The organism is Halorubrum ruber, assembly GCF_018228765.1.
In the GTDB taxonomy this organism is placed as follows: domain Archaea; phylum Halobacteriota; class Halobacteria; order Halobacteriales; family Haloferacaceae; genus Halorubrum; species Halorubrum ruber.
The window spans coordinates 469,791-487,543 of record NZ_CP073695.1 but is presented as its reverse complement, the minus strand read 5'-3'; the positions used below and the strand labels follow the sequence as shown (position 1 = coordinate 487,543).

Annotated in this window: 13 protein-coding genes; 10 read left to right on the top strand and 3 right to left on the bottom strand. The window is 69.3% G+C overall.

The genetic code is table 11. From position 1 onward, the window contains the following. Positions 1-3: 3 nt before the first annotated feature. Together J7656_RS02285 and J7656_RS02280 are read right to left on the bottom strand one after the other, a co-directional pair. Positions 4-786 carry a topoisomerase DNA-binding C4 zinc finger domain-containing protein gene (locus tag J7656_RS02285; RefSeq protein ID WP_211553949.1) on the bottom strand — a complete coding sequence of 261 codons (783 nt, stop codon included), beginning with the start codon at positions 784-786 and terminating at the stop codon, positions 4-6. A gap of 643 nt (positions 787-1,429) precedes the next feature. After that, positions 1,430-3,772, bottom strand: coding sequence for a DEAD/DEAH box helicase (locus tag J7656_RS02280; protein WP_017343690.1), 2,343 nt, complete (start codon positions 3,770-3,772; stop codon positions 1,430-1,432). Between the two features lie 202 nt (positions 3,773-3,974). Between J7656_RS02280 and J7656_RS02275 the strand changes: the two genes are divergently transcribed. The 8 genes from J7656_RS02275 (at position 3,975) to J7656_RS02240 (ending at position 13,918) form a co-directional block, all read left to right on the top strand. Continuing rightward, complete coding sequence (locus tag J7656_RS02275; RefSeq protein ID WP_017343689.1) at positions 3,975-4,337, top strand: TRAM domain-containing protein; 363 nt, start codon at positions 3,975-3,977, stop codon at positions 4,335-4,337. Positions 4,338-4,437: 100 nt separating this feature from the next. Next, entirely contained in the window at positions 4,438-10,077 is a 5,640-nt protein-coding gene (locus J7656_RS02270; RefSeq protein WP_017343688.1) for an LAGLIDADG family homing endonuclease, read from the top strand. Next, positions 10,078-10,374: a DUF7854 family protein gene (locus tag J7656_RS02265; protein WP_017343687.1), complete on the top strand. Its 297-nt coding sequence runs from the start codon at positions 10,078-10,080 to the stop codon at positions 10,372-10,374. Positions 10,375-10,504: 130 nt separating this feature from the next. Continuing rightward, positions 10,505-10,843, top strand: coding sequence for a DUF7855 family protein (locus tag J7656_RS02260; RefSeq protein WP_017343686.1), 339 nt, complete (start codon positions 10,505-10,507; stop codon positions 10,841-10,843). Continuing rightward, on the top strand, positions 10,840-11,640 hold the full coding sequence (locus J7656_RS02255) for a DUF7856 family protein (protein WP_026046252.1): 801 nt from the start codon (positions 10,840-10,842) through the stop codon (positions 11,638-11,640). The genes J7656_RS02260 and J7656_RS02255 overlap by 4 nt, the downstream gene beginning before the upstream one ends. Positions 11,641-11,664: 24 nt before the next feature. Continuing rightward, on the top strand, positions 11,665-12,456 hold the full coding sequence (locus tag J7656_RS02250; protein ID WP_017343684.1) for a DUF7857 domain-containing protein: 792 nt from the start codon (positions 11,665-11,667) through the stop codon (positions 12,454-12,456). Continuing rightward, positions 12,453-13,103, top strand: coding sequence for a nucleotide-binding protein (locus J7656_RS02245; protein WP_017343683.1), 651 nt, complete (start codon positions 12,453-12,455; stop codon positions 13,101-13,103). Before J7656_RS02250 ends, J7656_RS02245 begins: the two co-directional genes overlap by 4 nt. 113 nt (positions 13,104-13,216) lie before the next feature. Further along, on the top strand, positions 13,217-13,918 hold the full coding sequence (locus J7656_RS02240; protein WP_017343682.1) for a M48 family metalloprotease: 702 nt from the start codon (positions 13,217-13,219) through the stop codon (positions 13,916-13,918). Between the two features lie 34 nt (positions 13,919-13,952). On the opposite strand, the gene J7656_RS02235 is transcribed toward J7656_RS02240, so the two are convergent. Further along, the gene (locus J7656_RS02235) at positions 13,953-14,258 is read right to left on the bottom strand and encodes a HalOD1 output domain-containing protein (RefSeq protein ID WP_017343681.1); all 306 of its coding nucleotides are present in this window, start codon (positions 14,256-14,258) and stop codon (positions 13,953-13,955) included. A 121-nt stretch (positions 14,259-14,379) separates the two neighbouring features. On the opposite strand from J7656_RS02235, the gene pheS reads away from it, so the two are divergent. Both pheS and pheT read left to right on the top strand, forming a co-directional pair. Then, positions 14,380-15,915 (top strand): phenylalanine--tRNA ligase subunit alpha, encoded by a 1,536-nt coding sequence (pheS, locus tag J7656_RS02230; RefSeq protein WP_211553947.1) that lies wholly within the window; start codon positions 14,380-14,382, stop codon positions 15,913-15,915. After that, complete coding sequence (gene pheT / locus J7656_RS02225; protein ID WP_017343679.1) at positions 15,915-17,696, top strand: phenylalanine--tRNA ligase subunit beta; 1,782 nt, start codon at positions 15,915-15,917, stop codon at positions 17,694-17,696. The genes pheS and pheT overlap by 1 nt, the downstream gene beginning before the upstream one ends. Positions 17,697-17,753 lie beyond the last annotated feature (57 nt).

Below are 17,753 nucleotides of genomic sequence, written 5' to 3'. Positions count from 1 at the left end.
CCGCTACGCGTCGTTCGGTCTCTGTTCTTCCGACTCTCTACCCGCCGCGTGTCCGTCGAGCGGGCAGGTGCCGTCCAGACAGCCCAGCCCGGCGGCCGTCTCGAAGACGGGGAGCCCGCAGTCGCACTCGTCGACGACGACGCCCGCCGGGAACGAGAAGGTGGTCTCGCAGTCGGGGTAGTTCTCGCAGCCGAGGTAGACGCGGCCGGGCGCGGAGCGCACCCGGAGGTCGCCGTCGCAGTCCGGGCAGTCCCAAACCCCGTCAAAGCGGTCGCTGACGGCGTCCTCCATCGGGTCGCAGGCGGGGTCGAGACAGAGGTGGAACGGCTCGCCGCGCTCGACGCGAATCTTCGGCAGCCCGCAGTCGTCGCAGGTCGCGTCCGTCACGCTCGCGCCCGCCGGCAGCCCCCAGCGTTCCTCGCAGTCGAGACAGACCACGTCGCCGCGCGAGCGCACGAGCGGCCCGCCGTCGTCCGGGCAGGTCCCGACCGGAACGCCCGCCTCGGTGACGGGGAGCGCGCGGCTCGCGGTCGCCTCCTCGGCGACGACCCGGAGTTGTCGAGAGCCGTCGCGGGCGGTGACGGTGAACCCGTCGCCGCCGCCCTCGACGACGACGCTCTCGGGACGGGTGAGCCACGCGACGGGCTGGTAGCCGTCGGCGTCGTGGACGAGCGTCGTGTCGTCGGGCTTTATCAAGACGACGACGCGCCCGCGGTGGGTGCGGGTGCGGTCGCCGCGGTCGGTCACTACGCAGTCGCCGGCCAGCACGCGGAGTCGTTGCGGCATGGGGCGGGTGGCCGCGGTATGGGTGAAAAGCGGTCGTTGCGGGGGTTTATGTGGGATACGTGGCGGGTCGCGGTGACTACTGGTGGAGCGACGAGGTGGCGAATCGCTCGGACGCTCCGGTCGTTTATTTATAAATGGTCGCTGTCAGATCGGCGGCGAACACCGCCAAAGCCCCAGTCGCTCGTTTATAAATAGATGACTGCGGATCGGCGGCGAACACCTCCAAAGCCCCAGCTGCGAGGATATAAATGACCGCTGACGGATCGGCGGCGAACACCTCCAAAGCCCCAGCCGCGAGGCGGGCGCACGCTCGTTGCGCGCCTCGCTCAGTCGCTCGCGCTGCTCGCTCCTTCGCTGCGGTGCTTACGTCGCCTGCGCCCGCCTCGCGGCTGCCCCTTTGAGTCCCGCCCCGCACGGCACCGCACAGCACCTCACGCCTCCCCAGCCTCGTCGGCCGGTCTCCGCTTCGCTCCGACCGGCCGACTCCCTCGCGCGGTGCTGTCTCGCGGCCGCCGATGGCGGCCGCTCGCAGGCACGCGCCACCGCCTCGTTTATTTATAAGATATCGACGTCACCGGAGGTGATATTTAAATGCCCGATTGCTGGCGACAGTTCGTAAAATCGGATTTGGACGCCGGCTCGCCTACTCCACGCGAACCGTGCGCGTCGCGGTGACCGGCAGCAGCGGGAGGTCCGGGAAGACGACCTCGACGACGAACTCTAACTCGTCGGCGTCGGGGGTTCCGAACACGCCGACCGGGACGGTCACCTCGCCGTCGAGGTACGTCGTCGTCGCGGTCATCTCCACGTCGTTGACGGTGACGCGGATCCCCGCGCGGGCGCTCCCGGAGACGGCGGTTACGGCGACCTCGCACATCTCGTTTTCGCCGACCGCGATGGTCTCGGGGAACTCGCCCCAGTCGACGTCGATCCGGGGACAGTCGCGCGCGGCGTCGACGATGCGCTCCGCGACGGAGCCGCTCATGCCGGCGTTTTCGAGCTCTTTCGCGCCGGCGTCGACGACGTCGGCCGGGGAGGTGAGCCCGGCGTCCGCGAGGCGCTCGGCGCGACCGGAGCCGACCCCTTCGATGGCGGTGAGCGCGACCGCCTCGCGGGAGACGCCGTGTTCGACGCGCGCCTCGACGCGGCGGGCGAGGTTGGCGGCGCGCGGGCCGGCGAAGCGGTCGAGGAACTCCGCGAGCGCGGCGAGCAGGCGGAGGGCGTTCTGCCGGATCACCCACGCGTCCGATCGGAGGTCCGAGGGGATCGAGTCCGCCATCCCCGCCAGCAGGATGGCGAACACCTTGCGGTGGCCGTCTTCGAGGTCGGTGTCGCGCCCGTCGAGGATCCGGTCGATCGCGTCCGACTCGGCCGAGCGCGCCGAGACGGAGTCGAACTCGCCGGCCGACGCGACGGTCTCAAGCACGAAATCGACCGTCAGCGTCTCGCGGTCGGCGAGGCGCCGGAAGCGGCGCGCGGTGTCCAAGCGGAGGTAGTACTTCGAGGCGAGGCGCCCGAGGGCGGTCGGTTCGATCGCGAGATCGTCGTCGGCCGCGACGAACCCGTCGTCGACGAGCGATTCGAGCGTGTCGCGCACGCGGTCGCGGAGCGTCGGGAAGTCGTACTGCTCCGGCTGCGACTTCGCGCGGACGTAGTAGAAGGTGGTCTCTAACCACGCCATCACGTCTTCGAGCCCGCGGATCGTCCCCATCGCGATCTCGGCGTTGAGATGGGATTCGAGGTCGGCGGCGAGCCGCGACTCGATCTCCTTGCCGTCGCGGAGCAGCTTGCGGTACTTGTCGGCGTCCGCGCGGTCGCAGACCACCCAGCCGTACCCCACGTCGTCGTACTCGGGGCGGCCGGCGCGGCCGAGCATCTGGAGCACGTCCAAAGGCGAGATGTCCGTCTCCCCCTCCAGCGGGTCGTGGTACTTCGTGTCGCGGATGACGACGCAGCGGGCGGGGAGGTTCACCCCCCACGCGAGCGTCGACGTCGAGAAGAGGAACTTGATCTTCCCCTGCTTGAACCACTCCTCGACGCGGTCGCGGTCGTCCTTGCCGAGGCCGGCGTGGTGGAAGCCGACGCCGTCCGTGACCGACTGGCGGAGGGTGTCGTTGGTGAGCTCCGTCGCCTCGTTGTGGAAGTCGTAGTCGTCCCGCGAGTCGATCGGGATGTCGCGCTCGGTGATCTCGTCACGCGCCTTCTTCGCGGCCTGGACCGTGTCCTGCCGCGAGGAGACGAACACCAAGGCCTGCCCGTCCTCGCGGACGTGCGGCTCGGCCAGGTCGAGCGCGCGGTAGAGCCGGCGGTACTTGTCGGCGAACGCGTTCGACCCGTGCGAGTACGTCTTCACGCCCGTTTCGAGGTCGACCGGGCGGTACTCGTCGCCGAACGCGTACGTCGTCTCCGCGGGCGCGTCGAGCCACTCCGCGACGTCGTCGATGTTCGGCATCGTCGCCGACAGCGCCACGACGCGCGGGTCCTGGAGCCGACGAAGCCGCGAGACGGTCACCTCCAGCACCGCGCCGCGCTTCTCGGAGTCGAGCAGGTGGACCTCGTCGATGACGACGCAGTCCACGTCGGTGATAAAGGAGTAGCGGGCGGAGTCGTGCTTCCGCGTCGCGCTGTCGGCCTTCTCGGGGGTCGTCACCAGCACGTCGGCGCGCTCGGCGCGGCGGGGGTTGAGGTCGCGCTCGCCGGAGACGACGTAGACGGAGTAGCCCAGCTCCTCGAACCGCTCCCACTCGCTCTCCTTCTCGTTGGTGAGCGCGCGCAGGGGGGCGACGAAGAGGGCCGTCCCGCCCTCGGAGAGGGTCTTACAGATCGCGAGCTCGGCGAGCGCCGTCTTCCCGGAGGCCGTCGGCGCCGACGCGACGACGTTGTGGTCGGTCTCTAAGATGCCCGGGAGCGCCTCCCGCTGCATCCGGTTGAACTCGTCGAACCCGAAGGCGTCAGCGAACTCCGGCACCGCGTCCGCGACCTTCACGGCACACCACACCCGGACGCGTGTCGTCGGGAACCGCGGCTGTGTCGCATCGGATCGAGAGGGGGGCTTCGAGGGCAAAGGCGTTTCTCATGCGGGCGCGAGGAGAATCGGACCGTCGAGCGGCGGGAGCGCGAGGCCACGGGGCGCCGACGCGGGGTCGCGGACCCACATCGTTTAGGTGACCGCGGTCGACCGCACGGGTATGATCCCATCGTCACCGGTCGTCGTCGGCATCGCCGTCGCGGTCGCGCTGCTCGCGCTGTTCGTGCTCGCCCGACGGCTCCGCGGGCCGTCCGCCGACGCGCGCGAGTCGAAGCGCGCCCACGACGCGGCCCAGGAGCGCGACCCGCCGGTCGAGATCGGCGAGACGTACGAGTTCGGCGTCACCGAGCTCACCGACCACCACTCCGGCGAGGAGGTCGCCGTCGGCAAGGTCGAGGGGTTCGTCCTCTTCACCGAGGATATCCCCGGCGGCCTCGAACCGGGAGACGTGATCCGCGCGAAGGTACTCTCCTTCAACGAGGGGCGCACCTCTGCGGACGCGACGTTCGTCGGACGCGCGTAGCCGCGCCGAGACCGCCGTCGGGGGATGCCGCGTCCGGGCGTCCGACCACGTCCGCTCCGAACCGGAGGTTCATACGTGATGCCGACGAAGTGGTGTCGCAATGGCTCAGGCCGGCACCCAGGACCTCACGGAGCGGTTCATTCAGTTCTATCGCAACTACTATCGGGAGGAGATCGGGCAGCTCGCGCAGCGGTACCCCAACGAGCAGCGCTCGCTGTACGTCTCCTACGACGACCTCTTCCAGTTCGACCGCGACCTCGCCGAGGACTTCCTGAACAAGCCGGAGCAGATGCGCGAGTACGCCGAGGAGGCGCTGCGACTCTACGACCTCCCCGCCGACGTCAGCCTCGGCCGCGCGCACGTCCGCATCGAGGACCTCCCCGAGAGCGTCGACATCCGCGGCATCCGCGTCCACGACGACCACATCGGCAAGCTCGTCTCAATCCAGGGCATCGTCCGGAAGGCCACGGACGTCCGCCCCAAGGTGACCGAGGCCGCCTTCGAGTGCCAGCGCTGCGGCACGATGACGTACATCCCGCAGTCCGACGGCGGCTTCCAGGAGCCCCACGAGTGCCAGGGCTGCGAGCGGCAGGGCCCGTTCCGCGTCAACTTCGACCAGTCCGAGTTCGTCGACTCCCAGAAGCTCCGCATCCAGGAGTCTCCGGAGGGACTGCGCGGCGGCGAGACGCCCCAGTCGATCGACGTCGACATCGTCGACGACATCACCGGCGAGGTGAGCCCCGGCGACCACGTCACCTGCGTCGGCGTCCTCCACATCGAGCAGGTCGAGCAGGGCAACGAGAAGTCCGCCATCTTCGACCTCTACATGGACGGCGTCTCCATCGCCATCGAGGACGAGGAGTTCGAGGACATGGACATCACGGAGGCGGACAAACGCGACATCATCGAGCTCTCCGAGCGCGACGACATCTACGAGGCGATGGTCGGCTCCATCGCGCCCGCCATCTACGGCTACGAGGAGGAGAAGCTCGCGATGATCCTCCAGCTGTTCTCCGGCGTCACCAAACACCTCCCCGACGGGTCGCGGATCCGCGGCGACCTCCACATGCTCCTGATCGGCGACCCTGGTACGGGTAAGTGTCAAAAATATGATACAGAGGTGACACTTGCTGACGGAACGGAACGGGCACTCGGGGATATAGTAGAGTCAAACCTCGAAGACCCGATAGAGGTCGACGACGGGGTATACGAACCGGTAGATGTCGGCGTTCAAACAGTAACCGAATCGGGGGCCGTCGAGACTGGGACCGCGACAAAAGTCTGGAAACGAGAAGCGCCGGATAGGATGCACAGAATTTTGATGGCATCGGGGCGCGAAGTAGAAGTAACACCGTCGCACCCGTTGTTCAAACAGTTGAACAGAGGATTGTCTCCCCGACGGGCAGATCAATTGGCGGAAGGAGACCTCATTGCGGTCCCCGGAAACATCGACGCCGATTGGGATGATTCGCTTGATGTTTCGTTCCAGCAGGTCGAAGCCTACAACGCGAATTCGTTCACGCCGCCCACCCGAGTCGATCCCACTCTGGCTCGACTCCTCGGTTATATCATCGCAGAGGGCCACACCTATCTCTCGGGATCGAGTGCTGCTACCGAGGTTACGAACGTCGACGAAGAGATACTGACGGACGTGGAGAACTGCTTCCGCGAGTTGGGCGTTCGGTGGTCCCGTCTAGAGAAATGGGATCATGAGACTGCCGAAATCGTCCGCTGTTCCTCGTTGGAGTTCGTCCGGTTCCTCAGAGAACTCGAACCGGCAATTCTCAAAAACTCTGAGAATCAACTCGTCCCCGATTGTCTCAAACGGGCGAGTCCGGAGAACAAGAAGGAATTCCTACAGGCGTACGTTGACAGCGAGGGGACAGTCTCACCCAAAGAACGCGAAATCACGGTTTCCTCGATGAGTAGAGAACTGCTGACCGGAGTACAGACGTTACTCCTCGCGTTCGGGATCCAGAGCCATCTTCGGAAACGACACAACGACAGCCACCGACTGCGCATCAGTGGACGGGATTTCGTCAAATACGTCGACGAAATTGGATTCGTCACCGATCGCAAAGCGACGGCCTCGAAAGCGTTCGACGACGTTCCAGAGAACACAAACACGGATGTGATTCCGGGACTAAGTGACGATCTCCGGCAGATCCGCGAGGCGCTCGCGTTGTCACAGTTCGATATCGGACTGCCGCGTCCGACGTATCAACACTACGAACGCGGCGACAGAAATCCGAGTAGAGCGAGTCTGAGAGCGGTTGTCGACACGTTCGAAACCCGCTTAGACTGGCTTCGGGAGAAGCGCGGAGAGCTGCTGGACGGTGACTGGCAGGCAGTCGAGACGCTACGAGAGGAACTGAACATCTCTCAGAAGGTACTCTCGGAGGGTATGGACGTCTCTCAAACCGCGATCAGCTACTATGAGCGGAACGACGTCGCTCCAGACGGTGGACAGACCGCGGATGCAAAGGACGTGATTTTGGATCGTCTCGACGAGGCATTATCCGTCAGCCAAGACATCTCCGAACTCGATCGTCTGTGTACGAACGACGTTCACTGGGACCGGATCGAGTCGATCGAATCGGTCGATCCGGATTACGAGTGGGTCTACGATCTCGAGGTCAGAGACACGCACACGTATCTCGGAAACAGCGTCGTCTCTCATAACTCCCAGATGATTTCGTACGTCGAAAACATCGCACCTCGCTCGGTGTACACGTCCGGGAAGGGGTCGTCCGCGGCGGGCCTCACGGCGGCGGCCGTCCGCGACGATTTCGGCGACGGCCAGCAGTGGTCGCTCGAAGCCGGCGCGCTCGTGCTCGCGGACAAGGGGATCGCCGCGGTCGACGAGCTGGACAAGATGGACTGCGTCACGGGCGACACGCTGGTCTCGCTCGCCGACGGGCGCGTCGAGCGCATCGACGAACTGGCGCGGGAAGCGGCCGAAGACGGCGACATCGAGGAGCTCTCGAACGGTCGCCGCGTCCGCGACGTCGACCTCGACGTCTGGTCGATGGACGGGGACGGCAACCTCGTCGAGCGCCCCGTCTCCGCGGTCCACGAGTACGACGCGCCGTCGGAGTTGACCCGGGTGACGATGGAGACCGGCGAGTCGCTGACCGCGACCGCCGACCACCCGTTCTTCGTCCTCGACGACGGCGAGCGCGTCGAGCGCGAGGCGGCCGCGCTCGACGACGGCGACTGGGTGTACGTCCCCCGCGAGATCCCGACGAAGGCGGCGGACGGCGGAGCGGTGGCGGCGAACGGCGGAGACCGACCGGTAACCGAACCGGTCGACAGCGAGAGAATCGACACTGACGGCGTCGACCCCGCGATGGCGAGCGTCCTCGGATACCTCTCCGGCGACGGGAACGTCTACTACGACCGCGACGAGGGCGTCTACGGCGTCCGGTTCACCAACGCAGACGACGAGCTCTTGGACGACTTCGAGCGCGCGGCGCGGGCGGCGTTCGACGCGGAGCCGACCCGTCCGCCGAGCGAGAAGCGCGACGACGGCGTCGAGACGGTCCGCGTCACGGGGAAGGAACACGCCGACGCCGTCCTCGACGCGGGAATGAACCTCGGTGGGTACGACGAGAAGTGCTTCCCGACCCCCGTTTCGACCGGGAGCCGCGCGGCGAAGGCCGCGTTCATCCGCGCGCTCGCGGACAGCGAGGGGCACGTCGACGAGTCGGCCGGCAACGTTCGGATAGCATCTGCGAGCCGAGACCTGCTCCGAGGCACGCGGAACCTCCTCTTAGGGTTCGGCGTGTCGAGTCAGCTCCAGCGGCGCGAGCGGAACGAGGGCCGCGACGTGTACTACCTCACGGTGACCGACGCCGACTCGCTCGCGGCGTTCCGGCGGTACGTCGGATTCACGGCCACGCGGAAGGCGGCGGCGCTCGACCGCGTCGTCGATTCGGCAGGCGGCGGTCGCACGATCCTCGACGTAGTCCCAGAGGTCGGCGACGTGCTCGCGCGGTGTCGCGACTCGCTCCGGCTCCATCAGCGTGAGTGCGGACTCGAAGCGGTCACGTACCACGACTTCGAGAGCGGCGGTGCGAACGTCTCGCTCCACCGCGCCCGCCAGGTACTCGTGGCGTTCGAGGAACGGCGAGAGGCGGCCACCGAGGACCGGCGCCGACTCGACGAGAAACCGACGTGGGAGATGTTCTCGGAGCTGCGGGAGCGGTACCACGTCTCGCAGTCCGAACTCGCGGACGGGACGACGCTGTCCCAACAGCAGATCTCCCGCGAGTGGGGCGAGAGCGAGGAGGTCCGTCGGACGGTGACCGAGCGGCTGCGAGAGATCCTCACCGGAGTCGCGGAGACCGACTTCGACGACCTTCGCGAGTTCGTCCGCGGCGACGTGAAGTGGCGTCAGGTCGAGTCGGTCGAAACGGTCCCCCCGGAGTCGACCGAACACCGCGGCGAGGTGCTCCGACAGCATCTCGCAGACGTCATCGGTGGGCCGGTCGACACGGCGGAAACGCGCGCTCGCGAACTGCTCGACCGCGGTCCGGTCGGCGAAACGCGATCGGAGCTGTCGGCGGCGCTCGACGCCTACGGGGTTAGTCAGGCGGATGTGGCGTCGAGGCTCGACGTGAGTCAGGCGACCGTATCTCGGTGGCTGTCGGGCGCTGTCGAGACCGACCGGCTCGGCGACGTGCGTGAGGCGGTCGCGAGCGAGGTGACCGCCGTCAGAGAGGATCTGCGGTCGATACTGACGCGGATCGACGACGGGGAGCGACCGCGGGTGTACGACCTGACCGTAGAGGGGACGCACAACTTCGTCGCGAACGGGCTCGTCGTCCACAACTCCTCTGACCGCTCCGCGATGCACGAGGGGCTCGAACAACAGAAGATCTCGGTCTCGAAGGCCGGGATCAACGCCACCCTCAAGGCGCGCTGTTCGCTGCTCGGCGCGGCGAACCCGAAGTACGGCCGGTTCGACCAGTACGAGCCGATCGGCGAGCAGATCGACTTAGAGCCCGCCCTCATCTCGCGGTTCGACCTGATCTTCACGGTGACGGACAGTCCCGACCCGGAACACGACTCCCGGCTGGCGAAACACATCATCAAGACGAACTACGCCGGCGAGCTCAACACCCAGCGCGAGGAGCTGGCGAGCTCGGAGTTCACGTCCGAGCAGGTTGCGGAGGTGACCGAGGAGGTCGCGCCGGAGATCGACTCGGAGCTGCTGCGGAAGTACATCGCCCACGCGAAGCGGTCCTGCTTCCCGACGATGACCGACGAGGCGAAGGAGCTCATCGAGGAGTTCTACGTCGACCTGCGCTCGAAGGGCGCGGACGAGGACGCGCCGGTACCGGTCACCGCCCGGAAGCTGGAGGCGATGGTGCGGCTCTCGGAGGCGAGCGCGCGGGTCCGCCTGTCGGATACCGTCGAGCGCGAGGACGCCGACCGCGCGACCGACATCGTCGAGTCGTGTCTCAAAGACATCGGCGTCGACCCCGAGACGGGGCAGTTCGACGCGGACGTGGTCGAAACGGGCACCTCGAAGAGCCAGCGCGACCGCATCAAGAACATCAAGGGGCTCATCGCCGACATCGAGGAGGAGTACGAGGAGGGCGCGCCGGTCGACGAGGTGCTCGACCGCGCGGGCGAGATCGGGATGGACCCGGGGAAGGCGGAACAGGAGATCGAGAAGCTCCGGACGAAGGGCGAGGTGTACGAACCCAAGCAGGGCCACCTCCGAACGACGTAGATGGACCGCATCTCCGCGATACGGAACGTCGAGGACGCGCTCCGCGAGTTCGAGAACGGCGACGCCGACCTCGCGGCCACCGAGCGGCGCGTGGCGGCCGTACTCCGGACGTACGCGACCGAGTTCGACGGCGACGGTGACGTGTTCCGCGCGGTCGGCGACGACCCCGTCGACGGCACCGTCGTCGTCGCGCCCTCGGAACCGGCCGCCCGCGAGCGCGTCCTCGCCGCCAGTGACCTCGACGAGGGGGACCCGGAGGGTGACACCGATCCCGAGTTCGACGTCGAGCGGTTCTAACGTCCGACGGCGGGCGGTTCCGACCGCCGACAGCGGGCCGACGAAGGGCGGAACCGACCCGCCGTCGCTGAAGGCGGCTGAAACGTTCCGGTCCGGAACGGATAAATTTCAAAACCGACCACCGGCGGGCGTGCTGCTGGTCGTGACGTATTCGGCGGCCGCCCGAACCGGCCTCCGGAACCTGTGTCGTCGCCACGAGTCGGTCGTCGCCCGGCGGTTCGGCCGCGCCGCGCTGTTCGACGAGACGGTGTACGCCGCCTTCCTCGCGCTCCGGCTGCGGGAGTCACACGGCGGAGACGTCCAGATAGAGCGCACCGAACCGTTCAACGAGTTCGTCGCCGTCGACGAGCCGGTCCGGAAGGCCGCCGCGGCCTACGCGGACCGGTCCGCGGAGTCGACGCCGTACACCGCCTTCGCGGCGGGGACGGAGCATCCGGACCCGGACGCCATGCGCGACCGGGAGCTGTGACCGGGGCGATGTCGGTCCCGCCGGATTCCGACGATGACAGCGAGGTGGACGGCTCCGTCGGCGTTGAGGAGCGTCCGGAACCGAGCGCGGTGCTCGGGCGGCTCCCCACCGAGGCGGGACTCCGGCGACAGCTCGCGGCGGCCGCGCGCTCGCGGGGACGGACCGCGTCGGTCGCGCCCGAGATCGACGAGATCGAGGCGGAACTCGCGGCGATCGAGATCGAGCCGGTGGACCTGACGGCGGCGCGGCGGCGGGTCGCCGAGACGACCGGAGAGACCGAGCGGTTGAAGGAACGAGTTGCGGCGCTGCGCGGCGACGCCCGAGCGCGCCGCGCGGTCGACGCCGAGGCTGACGAGACGCTCGGCGACCTGGAGGAAGCGGCCGCGGAGCTGTCGGCCGCGCAGACGGAGGCGATCGCCGCCGAGCAGGCGCTCGAGCGCGCGCGGGCCGAGGCGGCCCGGAACCGGGACGAGCGGCGGCGACGGCTGCGGCTCCGCGACCGGCTCCGAAACCGGCTGCGGACCGCCCGCCGCGAACTCGCCGAGGCGGTCTATCCGTCGTTCCGCCGCGCGCTGGGGGTCGTCCCGGGCGGCGATCCAAGCGCGGCCGGCGCGGCGCCGGACGACTACGACGGGGACCCGGTCGCGGCGTCGCTCGCGGCGGTCAGGGTCGCGGCGCTCGACAGCCCTGTCGAACTGCGCGGCGACGCGGCCCGAGCGGTCGCGGCGTCCGAGCGGAGCGCGCGGTCGCTGCTCCGGACCGCGGCGGTCCGCGTGGGGTCCGACCCCGACACTTAAATGCGATTCCGCGGCACCCGACGCATGGAACTCGACTGGTCCGTCGACCGCGAAGGGGACGCGTCGCTCGTCGGCGTCCGAGTGCGCAACGACGGGGCGGTCCCGCGGCGCGTCCGGATCGAGAGCCGGCTGGACGGCCCCGTCCTTCCACCGCGGCGCGGCGGCATCCCCGAAGCCGGGTGGGACGCCGGGGGCGTGACCGCGGTGATCGACCCGGGCGACCGTGCGGCGTTCGGGTTCGCAGCGCTCGCCGACCCCGTCGATCCGCCGGTCGAAATCGCGAGCGTCGAGCCCGCGGACGCGGAGGACGATCGCACGGCGACCGAGGACGGCTCTGACCTCGCGCGGGCGGTGGTGCGCGACCTCGAATCGCATCGCCCCCCGCGGCGTGCGGTCGCCGGAGCGGAAGCTGGCGACGCCGTCAACGAGGTGGGCGGTGACACGGACGACGGTGACGGCGAGGAGGGCAACGACGTCAACGGGAGAGCGGCCGACGGCGAGGAGAGCGACGGCGACGCGGACCGGTCGGCGGCTCCCGATCCGCCGCCGAGCGCAGCGGGGTCCGACGAGATCGACGCGTGGTTCGCGGCCGTCGAGGCGCGGATTGAGCGGGGGGAGCGACTCGACGACGCCGACCTCGCGACGGCGACGGCGGTCGTCGAGGAGGTCGGCGGCCTCGACGCGGTGGAGGGACTCGACGAGCGCATCGCGACCGACGCCGAGCGCCTGAAGGCGGTCCGCGACCGCGCCGCGGCGCTGGCCGAGCGGGCGGAGGAGAGCGAGGTCCCGACCGAGGCGCTGGAGGCGCTGGCGTGATCCTCGCGGTGGCGGGCGGGAAGGGCGGCGTCGGGAAGACGACGCTCGCGTACAACGTCGCCGCCGAGCTCGACGGGGTCGTCGTCGACGCGGACCTCGGGATGGCGGACCTGCCTGACGGCCGCGGCCCCGACCTCCACGACGTGCTCGCCGGCGCGGCGGACCCGATAGAGACGGTCCGGTCGGGGCCGGTCGATATCGTCCCCTGCGGGCGGACCTTGGCCGGCGCGCGCGCCGCGGACTTGACCCGGCTGAAGGGGGCGGTCGCCGCGGTCGAGCGCGAGTTCGGGACCGTCGTCCTCGACTGTCCCGCGGGACGCCGCGCCGACGCCGGCGTGCCGCTGGCGGTCGCGGACGCCTGCCTCCTCGTCGTCTCGCCCCGGGCGTTCGCGCTGGCCGACGCGATCCGCACCCGGGAGCTCGCCCGCGAGCTCGACGCCGGCCTGGTCGGCTGCGCGGTCAACCGCGTGACCGAGCCGCCGCCAGTCGAACCGATCGGCGACGCGCTCGGCGCGCCCGTCGAGGTGGTCCCGACCGACCCGCGAGTCGGTCGGTCCGTCGCGACGGAGCGGCCGATCGTGAGCGCCGCGCCCGACAGCGAGGCCGCGGCGGCGGTCCGGGCGCTCGCGCGGCGCGTCCCGGAGTGAAGAGGGCGGGACAGGTGAGATGCGCAAGACGGGTGAGATGCGCGAGACGGGAAAACCGGGAACGCGTCGCGACACCGCGCCTTTTTACTCCGGTCGTCCCGTCAGCGAGAGCGATGATCGGAGTCGCGTTCGTCGTCGGCGTCGGCGTCATCTCCGCGCTCGCGGTCTCGGTGGGACCGCTGTACGCGGCCGACCGCTACCGGGACTTGCGGCCGCCGACGGATGCGGAGCGCGCGCAGATCGCGGCGCTGGCAGATCCCGGCGGACTCGACATCGAGCGGGTCGCGATCGAGTCCGTCGACGGGGCGGGGAGCGGCAACGGCGCAAGCAACGAGGGAGGGTCGGCGACCGGTCCCGCCGAGGTCGCCGTCCGCGGGCCGCCCCGGCGTCGGGTGCTGTTCCTCACGGGGGACGTGTTGACCGACCTCGACGAGGAGGTCGCGGTCGGGCTGCTCGCGGCGGAGGCCGGGCGAGTCGCGGCGTACTACGCGGAGTTCCGCGCCGTCGCGGTCGGCGCCGTGCTGGCGACGCTGGCGGCGGTCGTCACGACGCTCGTCCCGTTCGAGTCCGGCTTCGCCGCCGTCATCGCCGTAGGGATCGCTTCCTTCTGGGCCGGCCGGCGGGTCCAGTACGCGGCGGACGCCCGCGCCGCGGACGCGGTCGGCGCGGACCGCGTCGCCGACGCGTTCGAGTGCATCGCGGAGCGCCGCGGGGTCGAGCCAGAGACCGGCGACTGGTCGACGTGGTTCGAGGTCCAGCCGCCGCTCGGCGATCGGATCGCGCGGCTCCGCGAGCGGGCGGCAGACGGGGAGTAGCGGCGGAAAACGGGTCCGCGCCGTCGGCTGCGTCTCAGTCCCGCGCTCGGCGAGCGACCGCGGAGTCGGGGCCGACGCGGACGTCGTAGCCCGCCACCGTGAGCGAGATGTCGACGTCGGCGTCGGCCCGTCCCGCGACGAGCGCGTTCAGCGCGTCGGGATCGACGTGTTCGTACAGCACCACGCCCTCCTTGGACAGGTCGACGGGGTCGACATCGACGAGTTCGGCGATCGCCTCGACGACGGCGAGACTCGGAGCGGGACCGTCGTCGCCGTGACAGACGCGGGCCGTCTCCGGAACCGAGCCGGAATCGTTCGATCCGGTCGTTGCGCTGCTCATAGCTCCCGTACACCGATACGGTATATGATTCGATCGCTCAATTTATCAGAAACGATTCTCTTCCGACGTCCCGGTCCCGGAACCGTTACCAACCAGCCGCACGCGTGTAGAGACAACTCGAATGCGACTCCCGGAACGACAGCTCGCGGTCCTCGAGGCCGCGAGCGCGACGGACGAACGAACGGTGGCGGAGATAGCCGACGAGACGGACCTGAAGCCGGAGACGGTCGCCGGCGCGGCGTTCGACCTCGCCGACGAGGGGCTCGTCGAGGTCGGGTCCGCGACCGACGAGACGCTCGAACTCACCGACGAGGGACGGACCTACGTCGAGGACGGGCTCCCCGAGACGCGGCTCTACCGGGCCGGGCTCGACGCGGGCGCCGACGCCGAACCGGTCTCGATGGGCGAGGTCATCGGCGGGGCCGATCTAGACGGCCCCGAGGTCGACATCGCGCTCGCGAACTTCGCGCGGAAGGGATTCGGGAGCGTCAACGGCGGCGAGCTCTCGGTCGATCCGGACGTCGACCCGGACGCCGACCCCGAGGCGACGGCGCTCGCGGCGCTCGCTGACGCCGGCGGTGAGGGCGAGGGGCTCGACGCGGAGGCCCTTGATGTCGACGAGGCGGCGATCGACCAGCTCGACTCGCGCGGGTTAGTGGCGGTCGGCGAGTCGGTCACGCGGACGGTCCGGCTCACCGACGACGGCGTCGACGCGCTGATGACCGGCGTGGAGGCGACCGAGACGGTCGGGGCGCTCACGCCCGAACTCCTCGCCAGCGGCGAGTGGCGTGACGCCGAGTTCGCCGAGTACAACGTCGAGGCCGACGCTGAGACGGCCCGCGGCGGCCGGAAACACGTCCTCCGTCGGACCGCCGACCGCGTGAAGGACGTGCTGGTCGGCATGGGGTTCCAAGAGATGGAGGGCCCGCACGCCGACGCCGACTTCTGGATCAACGACTGCCTGTTCATGCCCCAGGACCACCCGGCGCGGACCCACTGGGACCGGTTCGCGCTCGACGTGGACCGGATGGAGTCGATTCCGGACGAGCTGATGGCCCGCGTCGAGGCCGCCCACCGCGACGGGTGGGGGGTCGACGGCGACGGCTACCACTCGCCGTGGTCGGCCGACTTCGCCCGCGAGGTCGCGCTCCGCGGTCACACCACCTCGCTGTCGATGCGCTACCTCTCGGGGATCGCGGGCGCGGAGCTGGAGCCGCCCCAGCGCTACTTCTCGGTCGAGAAGGTGTACCGCAACGACACGCTCGACCCGACGCACCTGCTGGAGTTCTTCCAGATCGAGGGGTGGGTGATGGCCGAGGACCTCTCGGTGCGCGACCTGATGGGCACCTTCGAGGAGTTCTACCGGCAGTTCGGGATCACGGACATCCGGTTCAAGCCGCACTACAACCCGTACACGGAGCCCTCCTTCGAGCTGTTCGGCGAGCACCCGGAGACGGGCGAGGAGATCGAGATCGGCAACTCCGGCGTCTTCCGCGAGGAGGTCACCGGCCCGCTCGGCGTCGACTGCGACGTGATGGCGTGGGGGCTCGCCTTGGAGCGACTGGCGATGCTCACCACCGGGGCGGAGGACATCCGTGACCTCCACGGAACCTTAGCCGACATCGACTTCCTGCGGAACGCGGAGGTGAGCTACTGATGCCCGTCGTCGACATCGACACCGACGAGCTGCGCGGGCTCACCGGCCGCACCGACACGAGCGACGAGGAGTTCAAGGAGGACCTGTTCGGCCTCGGCTTAGAGTTCGAGGGCGAGACCGACGACGGGCTCCTCCAGTTCGAGTTCGCGCCCGACCGGCTCGACCGACTCTCCGTCGAGGGGGTCGCGCGCTCGCTGCGCTACCACTACGGCGACGACCGCGGCGTCTACGTCCCCGACACGAACGACCCCGAGTGGACGATCGAAGTCGACGAGTCGGTGCCCGACGAGCGCCCGTACGTCACCGGCGCCGTCGTCCGCGGCCTCGACCTCGACGAGGCGGCCTTAGAGTCGCTGATCCAGCTCCAGGAGAAGCTCCACGCGACGATGGGTCGCGGCCGCGCAAAGGGCGCGATCGGGATCCACGACCTCGCGATGGTGAAGGGCGCACCGCTCCAGGAGGGCGCGGAGCCGTCGATCACCTACCGCGGTGTCGACCCCGACGGCGACACGTTCGTCCCGCTCGACGCGAACGACGAGCTGACCCCGAACGAGGTCCTTGATGAGCACGACACGGGGACGACCTACGCCGATCTCGTCGAGGGGCTCGACCGCTACCCGGCGATCTACGACGAGCTCGGCCTCTTCTCGTTCCCGCCGGTTATCAACGGGAAGCGCACCGAGGTGACGACCGGCTCCCGCGAGCTGCTCGTCGAACTCACCGGCACCGACCAGTGGACGATCGACCGGATGTGTAATATCATCTGTTACGCGCTGTCTGCCCGCGGCGCGACGATCGAGGAGGTCAAGGTGAACTACGCCGAGGGCGCCACGCACCCGAGCGAGTACGGCCGAGAGCTCGTCCGCCCGAACCTCGACGTCGACGAGAAGACCGTCTCGCACGACCGGATCGAGACGCTGCTCGGCGTCGAGTTCGAGCCCGAGGAGGTCGTCGACTGCTTCGAGCGCGCCGGGCTCGACGCCTCCTACACCCTCGATGAGGACGTGACCTACGAGGTGTCGATTCCGCCGTACCGCGTCGACGTGCTCCACCCGCTCGACCTCGTCGACGACGTGGGGCGCGCGTACGGCTTCGACAACTTAGAGCCGCGCTACCCCGACGTGGGGACAGTGGGGGGCCGCCATGAGCGCTCGCGCTTAGAGGACGCGGTCCGGACGAGCCTCGTCGGCCTCGGCTTCGAGGATCTCCTGAACTTCCACATGACGAGCGGAACGGAGAACTACGACCGGATGAACGTCGAGCCCGGGACCGGGGGCGCGGCGCTCGCCGACGGGGAGACGGCGAACGCGAGCGCCGGCGTCTTCGGCGGCGGCGACCCCGTCGAGATCACCGAGCCGTACAGCGAGGAGTACACCCAGCTCCGCACGTGGGCACTTCCGTCGCTCGTGATGCTGTTGGAGCGGAACACCCACAACGCCTACCCGCAAGACGTCGCCGAGGTCGGCTTCGTCGCCGAGCGCGACGACGACGAGGAGGCGAACGTCGCCGAGTCCCGCCACGTCGCCGGCGCGGTCGCCCGCCGCGACGCCTCCTACGAGGCCGCGAAGGGGCGCCTCCAGGCGCTCTGTGACGACTTCGGCGCCGAGTTGGCGACCCCGCGGACCGAACACCCGTCGTTCATCGAGGGCCGCGCCGCCGACGTCGAGATCGACGGCGAGCGCGTCGGCGTGATCGGCGAGCTCCACCCCGCGGTGCTCGTCGAACACGACCTGGAGGTGCCGGTCGCCGCCTTCGAGTTCGACCTCGACGCGCTGCGGTGAACGCCGAGCGTCGGACGGACAGGCCGCAGTGACGGAATCGTCCGGGTCGACCGCATT